Below are 17,630 nucleotides of genomic sequence, written 5' to 3' on the forward strand. Positions count from 1 at the left end.
ATAAAATACTGAAAACAAACAAGATAAAACCAAACGAAAGATCCTTTAGCATATTGTTATGATGTAGTAATGATGTACCGGAATCAACCAAAAAAAGACTATTAAAAATATAAAATGTATAAAAAAAGTAGTTTATTTTTATATACTTAATAAAAAATTAGACAGGTTATCATCCTGAGATAAGTTTAATTTTTTGCGTAAACGATACCTGTGCAATTCAACACCTCTAAAGGAAATATTCATTAACGGAGCTATTTCCTTAGAAGAAAGGTTCATTTTTAGATAAACACACAATTTTACATCCTTTGAAGTTAAATGCGGATATTTCTTGGATACTTTAGTAATAAATTCATTATGAATTTGATTCAAATTAGTTTCAAAAATTTCCCATTCGTGTTTATAAACCTCATTTATTTTAATTACTTTCTTAATTTCACTTTTCAACTTATTGAAATCTCTTTCTGTTTCTAAAATGCGTTGAATATTTTCAATCATTTCACTTTGTTTGGCAATCGAAAGAGATTTTCCGGCAACCTCTGAAGATTTAGACAAAACTTCTAATTCTAAAATATGTTTTTCATATTCCTGAATATTCAATTCGTTTTCAGCCTTTAATTCCATTTCAAGAATTTTTTTCTGATGCTTCAATTCTTCTTCTCTCAATTTCATTTTTTGGAGATAACGCATCTTATTCCACTTATAATACAAATACAAAACAGCCACAATCACTAATATATAAACCACAATCATCCAAAAAGAAAAATACCAGGGTTTTGCAACCTCAAAATTAAAAGAAGCAACTTCAGCATAATTACTTCCGCTATAATTATAAACCACAAAATTATGAATACCGCTTTCCAAATTATTCAAAAGAATTTTCCCTTCCTTAACCGGAATAAAACCAACGGATTTATCAAGTTTGTAAAATATATTAGGCTTCTCGACCCCATATTTACCCGAAATCACATTAATACTTAACTCTGAATTATATGGAATCTTCGAATTATTAGCTACATAAACACCTTTGTCAAAAGCTTCAATTTTTAACTGAGGATTTAAATTAGCTTTGTTTTTAAATTTAAAAGAAACAAAACCATCATCCAGATTTAATAAATAATTTCCATTGGATTCAAAAATTTTCAAATTACCATTGATAATCTTTCCTTTATAATATTTCTCCTGAAAAAGGTTTTTTACAAATTTATTTTCGTTAGCGTAAACCTGATACAGTAAACCATCCTGAAGTATCACAAAATGATCTTCATCGATTTTAACAATATCTGAAACGTTTAAAAAATGCGTATTAAAAAACTCATTTTTAACCAATTTATCAGCAATTGAATTATAGGTGTACCAGGTATTATTAATCAGATAAAGTATTTCGTTTCTAAATTCAAAAATTTTGACACCAAAGTCATTCGTAATTTTACTCTTCTGTGTGATATTTTCAATTTTAAGAGGTTCATAAGCATCATTATAAACTACCCGATACAAACCTCTGTAATTATCTGCCGCCCAAATTTCATTTTTTCTGTTTTGAGCGATATATTTAATAGGTTTTAAAAGTCCCGGAATCATCACTTTATGATCTGAATTTTGCAAATCATCATAAACATAAACACCGCTGTAACTTGCCTGCAAATAAGAATTATTAATACTGCTTTTTATTAAATTCCAACCTCCGTTTACACCGTTTAATTTAGAAAAAGTACCATTCTCGTAAACAAAAGTACCTTCGTCGTGTCCAATCAAATATTTATTATCAATTTTACTGATATTCCACGATTGTCCCTGAGAATTAGGAATAAAAGAAAAAACATCCCCTTCATATTTAAAAACACCATAATTAGAAGCCATTAAATAACCTTTATCTGTTTTAACTACAGAATATACTGAACCCAAAGTCCCGGAATTATCATGAAAAATAGACACCGGAGAATTGACTTCCACATGAGCAATTCCATTGTCTAAACCTAGCCATAAATCGTTCTCTTTATCTAAGGCTATGCTCAAAATTGAGCTGTTCATCAATACATTATTCCTGTTGATATTTCGATAAGAACCGGTATTTAAATCAAAAATATAAACCCCTCTATTAGCCGTTCCTACTACTAATCGGTTATTTTTAATAAACTTGGCAACATTAATACTGGCTCCTTTTAAAATTTCATTTAGTGGGTATTTCCAGGCAGTTAAAACACCATTTTCGTCAACATAAATCCCTTTTTTCTTCGTAAAAAAATAAATCTTATTTTGATGCTTTTCAATCGAATGAATCACATTATTCTCTAATAACGACCACCTTTGTATTTTGAAAAACTGAGAATCCTTAAATTCATAAATTCCTTTATCTACTGCTGCCACCAACAATTGATTATTAATCACAAAACAATATGAAGCCAAAAAAGGAAATTTAAAACTCTTTATTCTCTTGCCGTCAAATTGAAAAAGCGCATTAAACGACTGGAAATAGATTTTGTTATTAAATTCAAATATCTTCCAGATTTCTTCGTTATCACGGTCACTAAAAATCAGTTTATTATTAGAAATTGAGACGTAATCCATTTTCGCATTTTTTCTTACCCAGTAACCAAATTCTTTATACGAACCCGAATAAATCCTGTTGCCTTTCACCATAATGGATCGTATAACAGTTTTATTTGGTAACATATTTTTCTCCCATTTTACCCCATCATATCTCAGCAAATAATGATTATTGGCAAAATACATTGCGTCATCCTCTCCCTGAGCCACACTCCAGGTTTGATTGTCTCCTTCGTAATTTAATTTCGTATAATTTTCTACAAAAGGGAGCAACTCCTGCGCATAAAATGATGAGGATAAACAAAACAGAAATAGTAATTTAAGTAGGTTTGTTTTCAAAATACATGGTTTTATACCCAAATATAATTAGATTTATGATAGATAAATACAAAAAAAAGCCTCTCTTTCGAGAAGCCTTTACTATTAAATCTGAAAAAAAGCTAAGCTAAAATTAATTCATACACCTGATTAGCAATTTCAAGCTCTTCATTGGTAGGAATTACCAGAATTTTAGTTTTGGAATTATCGGTATTGATTGCTCTGATTTCTTTAGAACGAATTGCATTTTTTGCGTCATCCAATTCGATTCCTAAAAATTCCATATCCGTACAAACTGATTTTCGGATATAAGTCGAATTTTCGCCAATTCCGGCTGTAAACACAATAGCATCTACGCCGTTCATTGCCGCCGCATAAGCTCCGATGTATTTTTTAATGCGATAGACATTCATATCCAGTGCCAATTGACAATTGACATCACCTTTTTGAGCATTCGCTTCAATATCTCTTAAATCACTATAGCCGGTAAGTCCCAGCATTCCGCTTTGTTTTTGCAAAACCGTATTGACTTCGTTCAATTTATAACCTAAGGTATTAACCATATAAAAAATCACCGATTGGTCAATATCTCCGCAACGGGTTCCCATAATCAAACCGTTCATAGGGCCAAACCCCATACTGTGATCGACACTTTTTCCGTCTTTTACAGCGGTAATACTGCAACCATTTCCTAAATGAACTGTAATTATTTTGCTGTTTTTCTCTAAAAAAGCAATCGCTTTTTCAGAAACATATTTATGAGAAGTTCCGTGAAAGCCATAAGCTCTTATTTTGTTTTCTGTCAGCAAATAATTAGGAATGGCATAACGATAAGCAACTTCGGGCATCGTTTGATGAAAAGCCGTATCAAAAACCGCGATTTGTTTCGCAGCAGGAAAAACTTCTTCCGCTACAATAATTCCTTCTAAATTAGCCGGATTATGCAATGGAGCCAGTTCAAAAAGCTGTTTGATTTTTTCTTTGACTTCTTCGGTAATCAAAACCGTATCCGAAAAACTGGCACCACCGTGAACCACACGATGCCCCACCGCGTCAATTTCTTCTGTACTTTTTATTACTCCTATATTTTCATCGAGTAATAATTGTGCTATTTTCTCTAAACCAATTTTGTGATTGGGAATAGGCAAAATTTCCTCCAAAGCATCTTTATTGGTTTTATAACTAAAATTCGAAGTTTCCAAACCAATTCTGTCAATCATACCGCTACAAATTACTTCTTTGGACGGTATATCAATCAATTGGTATTTTATAGAGGAACTCCCTGAATTTATGATAACTATCTTCATTTTTAATCGTTTAATTGTTCAACAGTTTAATTGTTTAACCGTTTAATGCAAACCAATTAAACAGTTAAACGATTAAACTTTTTTATAATCCCTGTGCCTGAATGGCCGTAATCACAACGGTATTGATAATATCATCAACTGTACAACCTCGACTTAAGTCATTTACCGGTTTGTTCAATCCCTGCAACATTGGACCAATAGCCAAAGCTCCGGTTTCCCGCTGTACTGCTTTATAGGTATTATTTCCGGTATTTAAATCCGGGAAAATCAACACACTTGCCTGCCCTGCTACTTCTGAATTTGGCATTTTACTTTTTCCAACACCCATATCTACCGCTGCATCATACTGAATGGGTCCTTCAATTTTCAAATCAGGACGTTTTTGTTTGACAATTTCGGTGGCGGTGCGCACTTTTTCTACTTCATCTCCTTTTCCGGATGAACCTGATGAATACGACAACATCGCCACTTTGGGTTCTATTCCGAAAGCCAAACTGGAATCAGCAGAAGAAATGGCAATTTCAGCTAATTGTTCCGCTGTTGGATTTGGGTTGATTGCACAATCTCCAAAAATAGAAACACGGTCTTCCAGACACATAAAAAAGATGGACGAAACAACACTCGAATTCGGTTTGGTTTTAATAAACTGCAATGCCGGTAAAATGGTATGCTGGGTGGTATGAGCAGCTCCCGAAACCATTCCGTCCGCATGGCCTTTATACACCATCATAGTTCCAAAATAAGACACATCTTCCATTAAATCTCTCGCCATTGCCATCGAAACATTCTTGCTTTTTCGAAGATCATAATAGGTATTTACATAATCATCATAAAATTCCGATTCGATTGGCACAATAATATTTACTTTCGAAAAATCGAATACAATTCCCAGTTCGGCAACTTTCTGTTCGATTTGTTTTTTATTTCCAATAATCGAAATATCCACCACATCCATTGCCAAAAGTCGCGAAGTGGCAATAATAATCCGATCGTCATTTCCTTCAGGTAACACAATATGTTTGCGATGTTGTTTGGCTCTTTTAACCAAATTATACTGAAACATTTTTGGCGTCATTCCTTCGGCCTCAAAAGCACTTAATTTATTGGCTAATTCATCCAGATTCACATATTTTTCGAAAGTGCTGATGGAAGTTTCAATTTTGTGTTTATTCCCGGCATATATTTTAGATTGAATGGAACCAATTTGATTGGTAATTCGATAGGTTCCTCCTTCAACCGAAATAACCGGAACCACACTATGCAAACCGTCAATTAATTTTAAAATGGTATCTTCCGGCAAAATATTTCCAGTTAAAACAATCCCGGAAATAGTTGGATAATTAGCTGATTCATTAGCCTGCAAAGCCCCTAAAATAATATCCGCACGGTCTCCCGGAGTGATTACCAAAGCATTTTCTTTCAAATGCAACAAATAATTACGCAGCTGCATGGCGCCCACACTATAATTGCCCACTTCGTTATTCAGATAATCTTTTCCAAAAAGCACTTTGGCATCCAATTCTTCCACGATTTCTTTAACCGTAGGATTATTCAAACTGGAAACCACCGGAATAGCGCTCACCAAAACTTCTTTGGGTAAAACACTGCGTAAACCTTCTTCGGCTAATTGTAAATTTTCAGGTTGAATTTTATTAGCAATAAAAGCCAAAACTTCTACTTCTTTATTTTTAAACGAATCATAAGCTAAATATTCTCCATCGAGGAATTCTTCTAAAGTTTTCCCCACTCCCGAACCGACAATAATGGCAGGAATCCTCAGGTTTTTAGCAATCAAAACATTCATATCCAATTCAATAGCAGTTCCTTCCCCGCTAAAACTGGTTCCTTCCACCAAAACAAAATCAAAACGTTCCTCTAAATGTTTGAATTTTTCGATAATCAAATCCAAAACATCGCCTATTTTTCCCTTATTTTTCTTTTTAATAAGCTGACTTTTGGTAATGGCATAAGCGTCTTCAAATTTGATATCCAAACCAAAATAAGAAATCACGGTTTCGATATGATTGTCTAATTTTCCATCTTCAAAATCTTCAATAATGGGTCTGAAATAGCCCACTTTTGCCGTTTTACCAATCAGCATACTCATTAAACCTAAAGTAATAATAGATTTTCCGCTACTACTTTCGGAAGTTGCGATATAAATAGCTTTGTTCATTATTTTTATATTTTAATTTCTGATTCTTCTTTTATCTTTTTAAAACCATTTTATCTTTTTAAAATAAGCCACCATGACCAAAACCAACAAAAACATAACTCCTAAAACAATAAAATAACCGTTTTGGAATTTTAATTCCGGCATATTTTCAAAATTCATCCCGTAAATACCTGCAATAAAAGTTAGCGGAATAAAAGTGGCCGAAACAATCGTCAGGGTTTTCATAATCTGATTCATTTTGTGTCCCTGGGACGAAAAAAAGAAATTTGAAGCGGTTTCCAGCATCCCCATATCCGATTCGATTTGTTCCAGAAGTTCTAAACTTTTTTGATGTAATCTGGAAAAATACACATAAGAATCGTCTTCGATAACATTGCAAATAATATCTTCCTGCAAACTTTTAATTCCGGTTAAAGAATCCCTCAACGGAACAATGGAGCGCTTTAAAAAATTAAAATTGTCGCGGTGTTTTTCTATTCGCACCAAAATATCCGGATTGTCACTGGATTTAGCCAGCACCAATAATTCTTCGACTTTGTCTTCTTCGTTTTCAATGGTAATGTAAAAATTCTCGATAACGGCATCCAAAAGCAAATACAACAAATAATCGATTTTTTTAGTCCGAATCACACCTACTTTAGTTCGAATGCGTTCCCGGATATGCGTAAAAAAATCACTTCGTTTTTCCTGAAATGAAATTAAAACGCCTTCTTTTAACAAAAAACTAATTTGTTCTACCGTTATATTATCTGAATTCTCTGTTGGTAAAATGGATTTTATATTAAAAAACAAACTGGTAGCTGTTTCTTCTAATTTTGTTCGCCGCGTTGTATTTAAAATATCTGAAAGCAAAAAATTTCCAATATCAAAAAAATCACCAATTCCTTCAACAATACTAATATCATTCAAACCGTGTAAATTCAACCAGTTGTTTTTAGTCAAATCAATGCTGTGCTGAAAATCGGAAAGCACAATATTAGGATTCTCTTTTAAAGAGGACTCGTCATAGACAAACAACTGCATTTCCGATTCTGAACGCTTATGTTTTCCGGTATATTCCAGCTGATTCAATTGTACTTTTCTGGTTTTTTTATATTTTATTTTTCTCATACAAAAATCATTTAACAGTAATATTACGAAAAACTTTTGGCACAGAATAACAACTTAACAATTTAAAAACATAGATTAACACTGACAAAAGTAATTTGAAATTCCTGTTCATTTTATGAGATAAATCATGTTTTAGGCTTTTTTTCCAACTTTACAACTTCCTTTTCGATAAAATAAGACATAAAAAAAACCGCTCCTTTTCAGGAACGGTTTTCTTAATACTTAGTACTAATTTAGCTATGCTCCGTTCGGCTAAAGCCTTGGGTCTTAATACTTATTTCACTTCTTCGTAATCTACGTCCTGAACGTTATCACCTTCAGCTTGTGGCTCAGCAGCAGCTGCCTGACCTTGCTCTCCTTGAGCGTACATAGCTTCAGTTGCTTTTTTCCAAGCAGCGTTTACGTTGTCTAAACCTTTTTGAATAGCGTCTAAGTCTTGAGATTGGTGAGCCATTCTCAATTCAGTTAAAGCATATTCAATAGCTGTTTTGTTTTCATCTGAAATTTTATCTCCTAACTCTTTCAATTGAGATTCAGTTTGGAAGATAGTACTGTCAGCTTCGTTCAGTTTTTCAGCTCTTTCTTTAGCTTGTCTGTCAGCATCAGCGTTAGCTTCAGCATCTTTTTTCATTTGTTCGATTTCTTCAGCAGTTAAACCAGAAGAAGCTTCGATACGGATATCGTGAGATTTTCCAGTTCCTTTATCTGTAGCAGAAACTTTGATAATACCATTAGCATCAATATCAAAAGAAACCTCGATTTGAGGAACTCCTCTTGGTGCTGGTGGAATACCATCTAAGTGGAAACGACCAATTGTTTTGTTATCCGCAGCCATTGCTCTGGCTCCTTGTAATACGTGGATTTCAACAGATGGTTGAGAATCAGCAGCAGTAGAGAATACTTGAGATTTTTTAGTTGGGATAGTAGTGTTTGCCTCGATAAGAACAGTCATTACACCACCCATAGTTTCGATACCTAAAGATAATGGAGTAACGTCAAGTAACAATACATCTTTTACATCTCCGGAAAGTACACCACCTTGGATAGCAGCACCGATAGCTACAACCTCATCAGGGTTAACTCCTTTAGAAGCTTTTTTACCGAAGAATTTCTCCACTTCTTCAACGATTCTTGGAATACGAGTAGAACCTCCTACTAAGATTACTTCGTCGATATCAGAAACTGATAAACCAGCATCTTTTAATGCTTTAGCAACAGGCTCCATAGAACGTTTTACTAAAGAATCAGCTAATTTCTCAAATTGAGAACGAGATAATTTTTTCACTAAGTGTTTTGGTCCTGAAGCCGTAGCTGTAACGTATGGCAGGTTAATTTCAGTTTCAGCAGAAGATGATAGTTCAATCTTAGCTTTTTCAGCAGCTTCTTTAATACGTTGCAACGACATTGGATCTTGACGCAAGTCAATTCCTTCTTCAGCTTTGAATTCGTCAGCTAACCAGTCAATGATAACCTGGTCAAAATCATCACCTCCTAAGTGAGTATCTCCATTTGTAGATAATACTTCGAAAACTCCGTCACCTAATTCCAAAACAGAGATATCAAAAGTACCTCCACCTAAATCGTAAACAGCAATTTTTTGATCTGTTCCTTTTTTATCTAATCCGTAAGCCAATGCAGCAGCAGTAGGCTCATTGATGATACGCATAACTTTTAAACCAGCAATTTCACCAGCCTCTTTTGTAGCCTGACGTTGTGCATCGTTAAAATAAGCAGGAACAGTAATAACTGCCTCAGTTACTGTTTGACCTAAATAGTCTTCAGCAGTCTTTTTCATTTTTTGAAGTGTCATAGCTGACAATTCCTGAGCAGTATATAAACGACCGTCAATATCCACACGTGGTGTATTGTTGTCACCTTTTACTACTTTGTAAGGAACTCTTTTTGCTTCAGCTTCTGTTTCAGCAAAAGTGTGTCCCATAAAACGTTTGATAGAAGCAATAGTCTTAGTTGGATTAGTTACTGCTTGTCTTTTTGCAGGATCACCCACTTTAATTTCTCCACCCTCAACAAAAGCGATGATAGATGGTGTAGTTCTTTTTCCTTCTGCATTAGGAATAACAACTGCCTCACTACCTTCCATTACAGAAACACAAGAGTTGGTCGTACCTAAATCAATTCCGATTATTTTACCCATTTTTATTTATATTTAAATTTTAATATACTAGTTTATAACTCATGCTGCATAAGTCAATCTTTGTGCCAATATAAAAGCCTGCGGTAAATTGACATAAATAATTAAAATTGACACAAAAACTACTGACAAGATGACATTTTTAATACGCTGACAGAAGTGCAAAACCCAATTTCAGACTGTCATATTATTAATGTAGCCCTATCTCAATAGCAATCAGAACTAAAAATTAAAATTCACTAAACAAAAAATCAGCTGAAAATTTCATCACATTTTCTTATTTTTAAAATCTAAAAAAAAATCGCCCCATGCTCAACTTTAAAACCGACTTAAAACTGCTTATCACCATAATCCTGATTTTAGTATGTACATTCGTCTTGGGCGCCATTGTTGACAGAATCCTGAAACGATTTATGTACAAAGGACTTGAACACAAAGATTTTGATGTTACCGGATTCAAATTCTTAAAACACCTTATCATTACCATTATTTACATACTGGGGATATCTTTTGCACTAATTCAAATTCCCGAATTCAAAATCATCGGACATTCACTATTGGCTGGTGCCGGAGTTATTTCTTTAATCGCCGGTTTGGCCTCACAACAGGCATTGAGCAATATCATGAGTGGAATTTTTTTGGTCATTTTCAAACCTTTTCGCATCAACGACCGTATTACCATAAATGATTATACCGGAATTGTAGAAGACATCAATTTGAGACAGGTGGTTTTAAGAGATGTTGAAAACAATCGGATTATTATTCCAAATTCGGTCATCAGTAACGGAATTATTCAAAACACCAATATGCAGGATACCAAATGCTGCAAAGGCATCGAAATAGGAATTGGCTACGAAGACGACATCGAAAAAGCGCTTGCTATTATGCAGGAAGAAGTAGCCAAACATCCGCTGTTTATTGACACCCGAACTCCTGAAAATATTTTGAACAACACCCCTCTTGTGGTTGCCAGAGTCATCGCCCTGGCCGATTCCAGTGTAAATCTGAAAGCCTGGGCCTGGACCAAAAATCACAGCGACGGTTTTATTTTGTACTGCGATTTATTGCAAAGCATCAAAAAACGTTTTGATCAGGAAGGAATTTCAATTCCTTTTCCACAAAGAGAAATTACTATTAAAAAATAAACAATACCTCTTTTTACATTAAATTTGAAAACCTACAAAAAACAAACATGTTTACCATAGAACAAATCAAAGCGGCTCACGCCAAAGTAAAATCAGGAGCTGATTTTCCCAATTACATTCAGGATTTAATCCAATTAGGCGTAAAAGGTTATGACACCATTGTTACTGACGGCAGCGTGGCTTATATTGGCACGAACGACTTTAGTGTAAGCACCGAAAAAAAATATGATGCCATTGCAGTAGCTCCATCAGCTAACAAAGAACGTTTTATCGAATTTCTGGTCATGCATCAGGACGGACAAACCGATTATCCTACTTTTTGTCAGCATGCCGCCATTTGCGGTATTGCCAAATGGCGTGTAGATATCATCGAAATGACCTGTACTTATTATGACAGCGCCAAAAATCCTATTCTGATTGAAAAAATCCCAGAGTAATAACATTTTATTGTTAAAAATCAAAACACAGATAAAGCGGATCTAACAGATTTCCTCAGATTAAAATTAAACCGTTAATGTTCGAGTGCCCTTAGCTTCCGCAGTCGAGTGTCAAATGTTTGAAGAATGCGTAAAAAGAAAAGCTGTCTGAGTCCCGACACTTCGGGACGAGTTTTTTTTCTTTTAGCATTCGAAAACTAATTTGACCGACAAGGAAGCGTAAGACTTGAAATCAAAGATTCATGAATACCGAAAAAGCAGTATTAAAGCATGAATATTTTTTTGTTTTTTTTTGATCAAGCAAAAAAGAAAATTAATAAAACAAACCAAACAGATTTAGCACAGATTAAATCTAAAAAAACCAACCATGAAAAACCTTTTTATTTTACTTTTTACGATTTCCAGTTTTAGCAATTACGCTCAAACTAAATCCATTAAAAATTCCCCAAAACTCATTGAAGCTACTCCTGCCAGCGCTGGCATGTCAGACGAAAGACTGGCGCGTATCGACAATATGCTTAACAAAGCTGTTGCTGATTCGGAAATTCCGGGAGCGGTAGCCTTAATTGCCCGCCATGGCAAAATTGTGTATCTGAAAGCTTTTGGAATGGCCGATAATGCCAGTTCTAAAAAACTCAATACCGATGCTATTTTCAGAATTGCATCCCAAACGAAAGCCATTACTACAACCGCTGTGATGATGCTTTGGGAAGAAGGCAAATTCAAATTGGATGACCCCATTTCGAAATACATTCCCGAATTCAAAAATCCGCAGGTTTTAGATTCGGTTTATCCTGACGGAAAATATACTACGAAAGCCGCCAAAAGAGAAATTACCATTCGCGACCTTATCACCCACACTTCCGGAATTGGCTATGGTCAAATTGACAGTAATGCGCGTTTTAAAAAAATATACAAAGATGCCGGCGTAACCGATTTATTTACAACAGATAAAATCACCATTGGCGAAAGCGTTAAAAAATTAGCCAAACTTCCGTTGCACCACAATCCCGGCGAAAAATTCACTTACAGTGAAGGCTTGGATGTCATTGGTTATTTTATTGAATTGATGTCAGGAATGCCAATGGATGAATATTACCGAACCCATATTTTTGAACCTTTAGGCATGAATGACACCTATTTTTACCTACCTCAGTCCAAAGCGAACCGATTGGTTACCATTCAAACTAAAGAAAACGATAAATGGATTTCGTTTCCCAATACTTTTTATGATGTCAATTATCCTATTAAAGGAGCCAAAAGCTTTTTCTCAGGAGGTGCCGGACTTTCCAGTACTGTCAAAGATTATGCAACTTTCCTGCAAATGTTCCTAAATAAAGGCGAATTAAACGGTGTTCGCTTATTGAGCAGAACAACCATTCAGTTTATGCTGAGCAATCAAATAGGTGAAATTTGGGGCAAAACCGATGCCGGGCATGGATTAGGTTTCAGAATTCTCAACCAAATGGGCGAAGATTTGGGCGGACAAGGCAGCACAGGAACTTTCAACTGGGGCGGTTATTTCAACACCCAATATTTTGCCGACCCAAAAGAGGATTTGATTGGAATTATTCTGAAACAAACACAAAAAACATCTGATAATACAGGTTGGAAATTCCAACTCTTGGCCGAACAGGCTATCGATGATTAATGCATCAAAAAAACAACTTCAAAAGCGGTTACTAAAAAATTAGGAACCGCTTTTTTATTCTTTAATAGCTTGTTAAAAAATAAGGTTGTCTACTTTTATATAATTTAGAATTCCCTAAATTTACAGGAAGTTACTTTATTTAAAACAAAATATGACTTCTTTCAGCAAACACCTTACTTTTCGCTGGGCTGATTTAGACCCTAATTTTCACGTTCGTCACAGTGTGTATTATGATTGTGCCGCCCAACACCGTATGGAAATCTTAGACAGTCTGGGACTGAATCTAAAAGTGTTCCAAAAAATGCATTTTGGTCCGGTACTTTTTAGAGAAGAATGTGTTTTTAGAAAAGAAATCACTCAGGGAAATTCCGTTTATATCCATACTACCATTGCTAAAATGCGTGCCGATGCTTCGCGCTGGTCGATTGCGCATGAATTTCGCACCGAAGACAATTTGCTTTGTGCCACACTTACGGTCGATGGCGCCTGGATGGATACCAAATTACGCAAACTCATCGATCCTGTTCCGGAAATTGCCATTAATGCGTTATTGAGTATTCCTAAAAGCGAAGATTTTATTGAATCTTAGGCAATGGCAAAATTCAATAACAATAGCAATAGTCAATTACAATAGCAATAGTCAATTACAATAGCAATAGTAATTCAATAAGCTAAAACAAACATTAAACGCCTAACTTTTAACTCTTAACCTTAAACCAAAAAATGAAAACTAAAATTGGGATTGTATTTTCCGGTGGCGGCGCAAGAGGAATTGCCCACTTAGGATTATTAAAAGCCTTAGAAGAATTTGATATCAAAGCTTCTATTGTTTCCGGAACCAGTGCGGGTGCCATTGCAGGCGCTTTTTATGCAGCCGGTTATACGGCAACTGAGATTTTGAATATTCTGAAAAAAGGTCAAATTTTTAGTTTTTCTAATTTGTTAATTAAACGACAGGGACTTTTTGCCATGAAAGGCTTTCATGACATTTATCTGGACTGTTTTCCGCATAATTCCTTCGAAGATTTAGACATTCCTTTGTATATTACCGCAACTGATATTTTAAAAGGCGAATTGGTTTATTTCACTTCCGGAAACCTGTCCCATGCTATTATGGCTTCTTCCTGTATGCCGTTATTATTTCAACCCGTACATTTCAATGACACTTTGTATGTAGATGGCGGTGTGATGAACAATTTCCCTATCGAACCACTTTTAGGTCAATGTGATGTAATCATTGGCAGTTATGTGAATTCCATCAAAAAAGAAGTCGAAAAAGTAAACATGAACAATATTCTGGATCGCTGTTTTCATTTGGCCATGAAAAGTTCGGTTGAACAAAAAACACACAGCTGTCATTTGTATTTCGAACCGCCAAACATGACCCAATTCAGTCTTTATAACCTTAAAAATGCCGACGAAATCTTCCGATACAGTTATCAATACGCATTGACATTGGAACATAAAATAAAAGCACTTGATATTCAATTTTAGTTGATTGTTGCCAGTTGGCTGTTGTCAGTTTTGAGTTGTGGGTTGAAACTTAGAGCCAGTTAAGTAATCTATTTCTGTTATCTTTTATCTTTTATCTTTTATCTTTTATCTTTTATCTGGTATCTGTTATCTGGTATCTGTTATCTGTTATCTGTTATCTGTTATCTGTTATCTGTTATCTGAGCACTGCTTTCCAACTCACAACTCATAACTCATAACTCATAACTCATAACTTAAAACTTAAAACTTCCTATCTTTGCAGTCAATAAAAAAGACACCTTTTAATGCAAACTGCTACCCCTTGGAACATTTTACTTTCCAATCAAATCAATAAAAAAGAATTTATAGAAAACATTCTTTCCGGAAATGCCAAAGATGAATTAACTCCATTCAACACCTTAAAAGGAATTTTATTTTCGGATATCGCCATCGATCAGTTTATCCAAAAAGAATTTCAATACATCGAATTAACAGCTATTGATTCTAACCGGAAACTGAGTACTTTTTCTTCCGGACAGCGCAAAAAGAAATTCCTGCAATACTGCATTGACCAAAAACCGGATTTTATCATTTTTGACAATCCGATGGATCATTTGGATCAGGCCTCCAGAGTTGAGTTGGCAAAAGCACTGGAAGAAATGGCCTCACATATTACCATTATCCAACTCATCAATCGCTCAGCCGATTTACTGCCTTTTATTTCCAATAACCGACAAATCAATTCGGATGCTTTTGTATTGGAAAATATTTCACACGAAGCGCACGAAAACAAAATCATAAGTCAGTCCGGAATTCCGCATCCGCCGCATGCTTTTGAACAAACCGAAAAAATTTTGATTCAAATGAACAATGTTTCGGTAAGTTATCAGGAACGTCCCATTGTCAAAAACATCAACTGGACTATCAACCAGGGTGAATTCTGGCAATTAATAGGCCCAAACGGTTCCGGAAAAAGCACGCTTTTATCACTGATAAACGGTGATAATCCCAAAGGTTACGGACAGGATTTATACCTTTTTGGGCGCAAAAAAGGAAGTGGTGAAAGCGTTTGGGACATCAAGAAAAACATCGGTTATTTTGCTACCAATATGACGAGTTTGTTTACCCGAAATCACACTTTGGAACAAATGATACTTTCCGGTTTTTTTGATTCCATCGGATTGTATGATCTGCCAACGACACTACATAAAAAAATTGCCGACGAATGGCTGGATTTAATTGGGATGAAACACCTTAAAAACAAGATGTTCAAACGCCTTTCGGTAGGACAACAACGTCTGGCAATGATTGTTCGCTCCGTATTAAAACACCCGCCGTTGGTAATTTTGGACGAACCCGTAGAAGGCTTAGACGACGAAAGCGTAGCCCTGGTGTGCCAATTGATTAATTTACTCAAGCAGGAATCGAACATGACCATTGTTTATGTTTCACACCGCATCGAACCGAATTTGGCCCCCAATTCCATTCTCGAATTAATTCCTTCCGAGGAAGGTTCTATTGGCGTTATCAAATAAGGCTGTTCTGTTATAATTTTTTAATACTAATCCGATTTGTGTACAGTCTAACTTTTAAACGGATTTTTTTTATTCTGTTTCTAAACGTCGGAATGTTTCAGAATTTCTTTTTTTTGACGTGCAGTACTGCAAACTTGAAAATTTACTATTGTTATTGAAATTGCTATTGCTATTGAAACCGATTAAACACGAAAAGTATTCAACAAATAAAAAGTCCTTTTGATGATTTGTAATACATCTATTATTTTTATATTTGTTAAATAATACGCTACTGATTTCAGCAAAAGGCTAGAAACAGTAACTGCACCCAACAGCCCGCTAAAAAAAATGCCTTTGTGCTTTTCTGCTAACAATAGTCAATTTTGTAAAAATTATTTTATATTTTAAAAGCCACTGAAGGAAGGCACTTCTTTTAGCGGGCATAACGTTAGGTACAATTTTAGAGCGACACGCTGCCACATAATAATCCAATAGAATTTACTTGAATTAAAAATAAAATTGCATATTATAAGTACACTTATTATATTTGCGCTTATAAATTTATTTAATCATTAATTTCAAGAAAATATGTGGACAAAATCTCATTCAATCGTAACAAAAGAAGTCACCAAAGAACAAATGTGGAAACTCTTTGCAGATGTCAATAATTGGCATACCTGGGACGACGGAGTTGAATTTGCAAAATTAGAAGGCAAGTTTGAAAAAGGAAATCATTTTATGTTTCAACCAAAAGGCGGACCAAAACTTAAAATTGGAATAGTAGAAGCGTCCGAAAATAAAAGTTTCACAGACTTTACTAAATTTCCTTTGGCTAAAATGTATGGAGAACACACTTTTGAAGAAACAACAGAAGGACTAAAACTGACAACAACAATGACAGTAAAAGGACTTTTGAGTTTTTTATGGATAAAAATTGTAGCACAAAAAATTGTTAATACACTGCCAGAAGATATGCAAACACAAATAGAAACTGCAAAAAATTTATGAAAAAAAATGACAATACATTCAGCGTAGAAAAACCAGAAGAAAGTTCAGGTTTTTTATTGTGGCAAGTGACAAATCTATGGCAAAGAGAAATCAAAAAAGCATTAGAACCTTACGAATTGACACATTCACAATTTGTTTTATTGGCAAGTATTCATTGGTTGACTTTGCACAAACAAGAAGTTACGCAAATTTTATTGTCTTCGCATACAAAAATTGACCCAATGACAACTTCAACAGTTTTAAGAACATTACAAACAAAAGGGCTTTTACAAAGACAAGAACATTTGACTGATACAAGAGCCAAAACAGTTGGACTTACTGAAAATGGAAAGAAAATTATCAAAAAGGCAGTAAAGACAGTTGAATCATTTGATAAGACTTTTTTTGCAGCTCTTGACGAAAAGACAAAAATCTTTAACGAACAATTATTAACTTTACTCGAACAGAAAAAATAAAAACTGCACCTAACAGCTAGAGTTTCGTTGCGGCTGTAAGCCGAACAATGAAACTCGTGTTGAACGGAACCGCTGAAATTCCGCCAGCACTATGGATTTATCGAAAAGTTTTGAGAGAGAATAGCAAGAGGATTAAGTGTCCTCTTTTTTTTGTGGTGTATTTGGGGTGGTTTTTTGGCGTGTTTTCCTTCACTTATGGACACAAGTTCCCTTACCCATAAAATTAACTTTCATAGGGACTGGAATTTTGGCTACTGCCAAGATACCAAGCAGGCGGACCGCGCTGGTCAAAAACCGCTATTCGGTGTAAATTGCCTATTTTACAACAGGGACATTTAGG

At 34.9% G+C, this 17,630-nt stretch carries 13 protein-coding genes and 1 pseudogene; 8 read left to right on the top strand and 6 right to left on the bottom strand.

The annotated features are described in order from the left end of the window. Positions 1–138 precede the first annotated feature (138 nt). The 5 genes from H599_RS0116840 to dnaK form a co-directional block, all read right to left on the bottom strand. Entirely contained in the window at positions 139–2,883 is a 2,745-nt protein-coding gene (locus H599_RS0116840) for a helix-turn-helix and ligand-binding sensor domain-containing protein (protein ID WP_035141833.1), read from the bottom strand. Between the two features lie 101 nt (positions 2,884–2,984). Continuing rightward, entirely contained in the window at positions 2,985–4,169 is a 1,185-nt protein-coding gene (locus H599_RS0116845) for an acetate/propionate family kinase (RefSeq protein WP_026715202.1), read from the bottom strand. An 82-nt stretch (positions 4,170–4,251) separates the two neighbouring features. Then, entirely contained in the window at positions 4,252–6,345 is a 2,094-nt protein-coding gene (gene pta, locus H599_RS0116850) for a phosphate acetyltransferase (RefSeq protein WP_026715203.1), read from the bottom strand. Positions 6,346–6,384: 39 nt separating this feature from the next. Next, positions 6,385–7,455, bottom strand: coding sequence for a magnesium/cobalt transporter CorA (gene corA, locus H599_RS0116855; protein ID WP_026715204.1), 1,071 nt, complete (start codon positions 7,453–7,455; stop codon positions 6,385–6,387). A gap of 274 nt (positions 7,456–7,729) precedes the next feature. Then, positions 7,730–9,610 (bottom strand): molecular chaperone DnaK, encoded by a 1,881-nt coding sequence (gene dnaK / locus H599_RS0116860; RefSeq protein WP_026715205.1) that lies wholly within the window; start codon positions 9,608–9,610, stop codon positions 7,730–7,732. 305 nt (positions 9,611–9,915) lie between these two features. On the opposite strand from dnaK, the gene H599_RS0116865 reads away from it, so the two are divergent. From H599_RS0116865 to H599_RS0116905, 8 genes are all read left to right on the top strand, one after another. Then, positions 9,916–10,752, top strand: coding sequence for a mechanosensitive ion channel family protein (locus H599_RS0116865; protein ID WP_026715206.1), 837 nt, complete (start codon positions 9,916–9,918; stop codon positions 10,750–10,752). A 47-nt stretch (positions 10,753–10,799) separates the two neighbouring features. Continuing rightward, positions 10,800–11,189: a DUF1398 domain-containing protein gene (locus tag H599_RS0116870; protein ID WP_026715207.1), complete on the top strand. Its 390-nt coding sequence runs from the start codon at positions 10,800–10,802 to the stop codon at positions 11,187–11,189. 367 nt (positions 11,190–11,556) lie between these two features. Next, a complete protein-coding gene (locus H599_RS0116880) occupies positions 11,557–12,840 on the top strand; it encodes a serine hydrolase domain-containing protein (protein ID WP_026715208.1) in 1,284 nt (427 codons plus the stop codon). A 151-nt stretch (positions 12,841–12,991) separates the two neighbouring features. Beyond that, the gene (locus H599_RS0116885; RefSeq protein ID WP_026715209.1) at positions 12,992–13,429 is read left to right on the top strand and encodes an acyl-CoA thioesterase; all 438 of its coding nucleotides are present in this window, start codon (positions 12,992–12,994) and stop codon (positions 13,427–13,429) included. Between the two features lie 134 nt (positions 13,430–13,563). Next, positions 13,564–14,334 (top strand): patatin-like phospholipase family protein, encoded by a 771-nt coding sequence (locus H599_RS20000; protein ID WP_051590790.1) that lies wholly within the window; start codon positions 13,564–13,566, stop codon positions 14,332–14,334. A 284-nt stretch (positions 14,335–14,618) separates the two neighbouring features. Next, a complete protein-coding gene (locus tag H599_RS0116895; RefSeq protein ID WP_026715210.1) occupies positions 14,619–15,848 on the top strand; it encodes an ATP-binding cassette domain-containing protein in 1,230 nt (409 codons plus the stop codon). Positions 15,849–16,415: 567 nt separating this feature from the next. Then, entirely contained in the window at positions 16,416–16,835 is a 420-nt protein-coding gene (locus H599_RS0116900) for an SRPBCC family protein (RefSeq protein ID WP_026715211.1), read from the top strand. Further along, complete coding sequence (locus H599_RS0116905; protein ID WP_026715212.1) at positions 16,832–17,290, top strand: MarR family winged helix-turn-helix transcriptional regulator; 459 nt, start codon at positions 16,832–16,834, stop codon at positions 17,288–17,290. Before H599_RS0116900 ends, H599_RS0116905 begins: the two co-directional genes overlap by 4 nt. 223 nt (positions 17,291–17,513) lie before the next feature. Here H599_RS0116905 and H599_RS21485 read toward each other — a convergent pair. After that, positions 17,514–17,630 (bottom strand): annotated as a pseudogene (locus H599_RS21485) (IS91 family transposase); the annotation flags it as partial.

The sequence above is a fragment of the Flavobacterium daejeonense DSM 17708 genome (assembly GCF_000425425.1).
Classification (GTDB): domain Bacteria; phylum Bacteroidota; class Bacteroidia; order Flavobacteriales; family Flavobacteriaceae; genus Flavobacterium; species Flavobacterium daejeonense.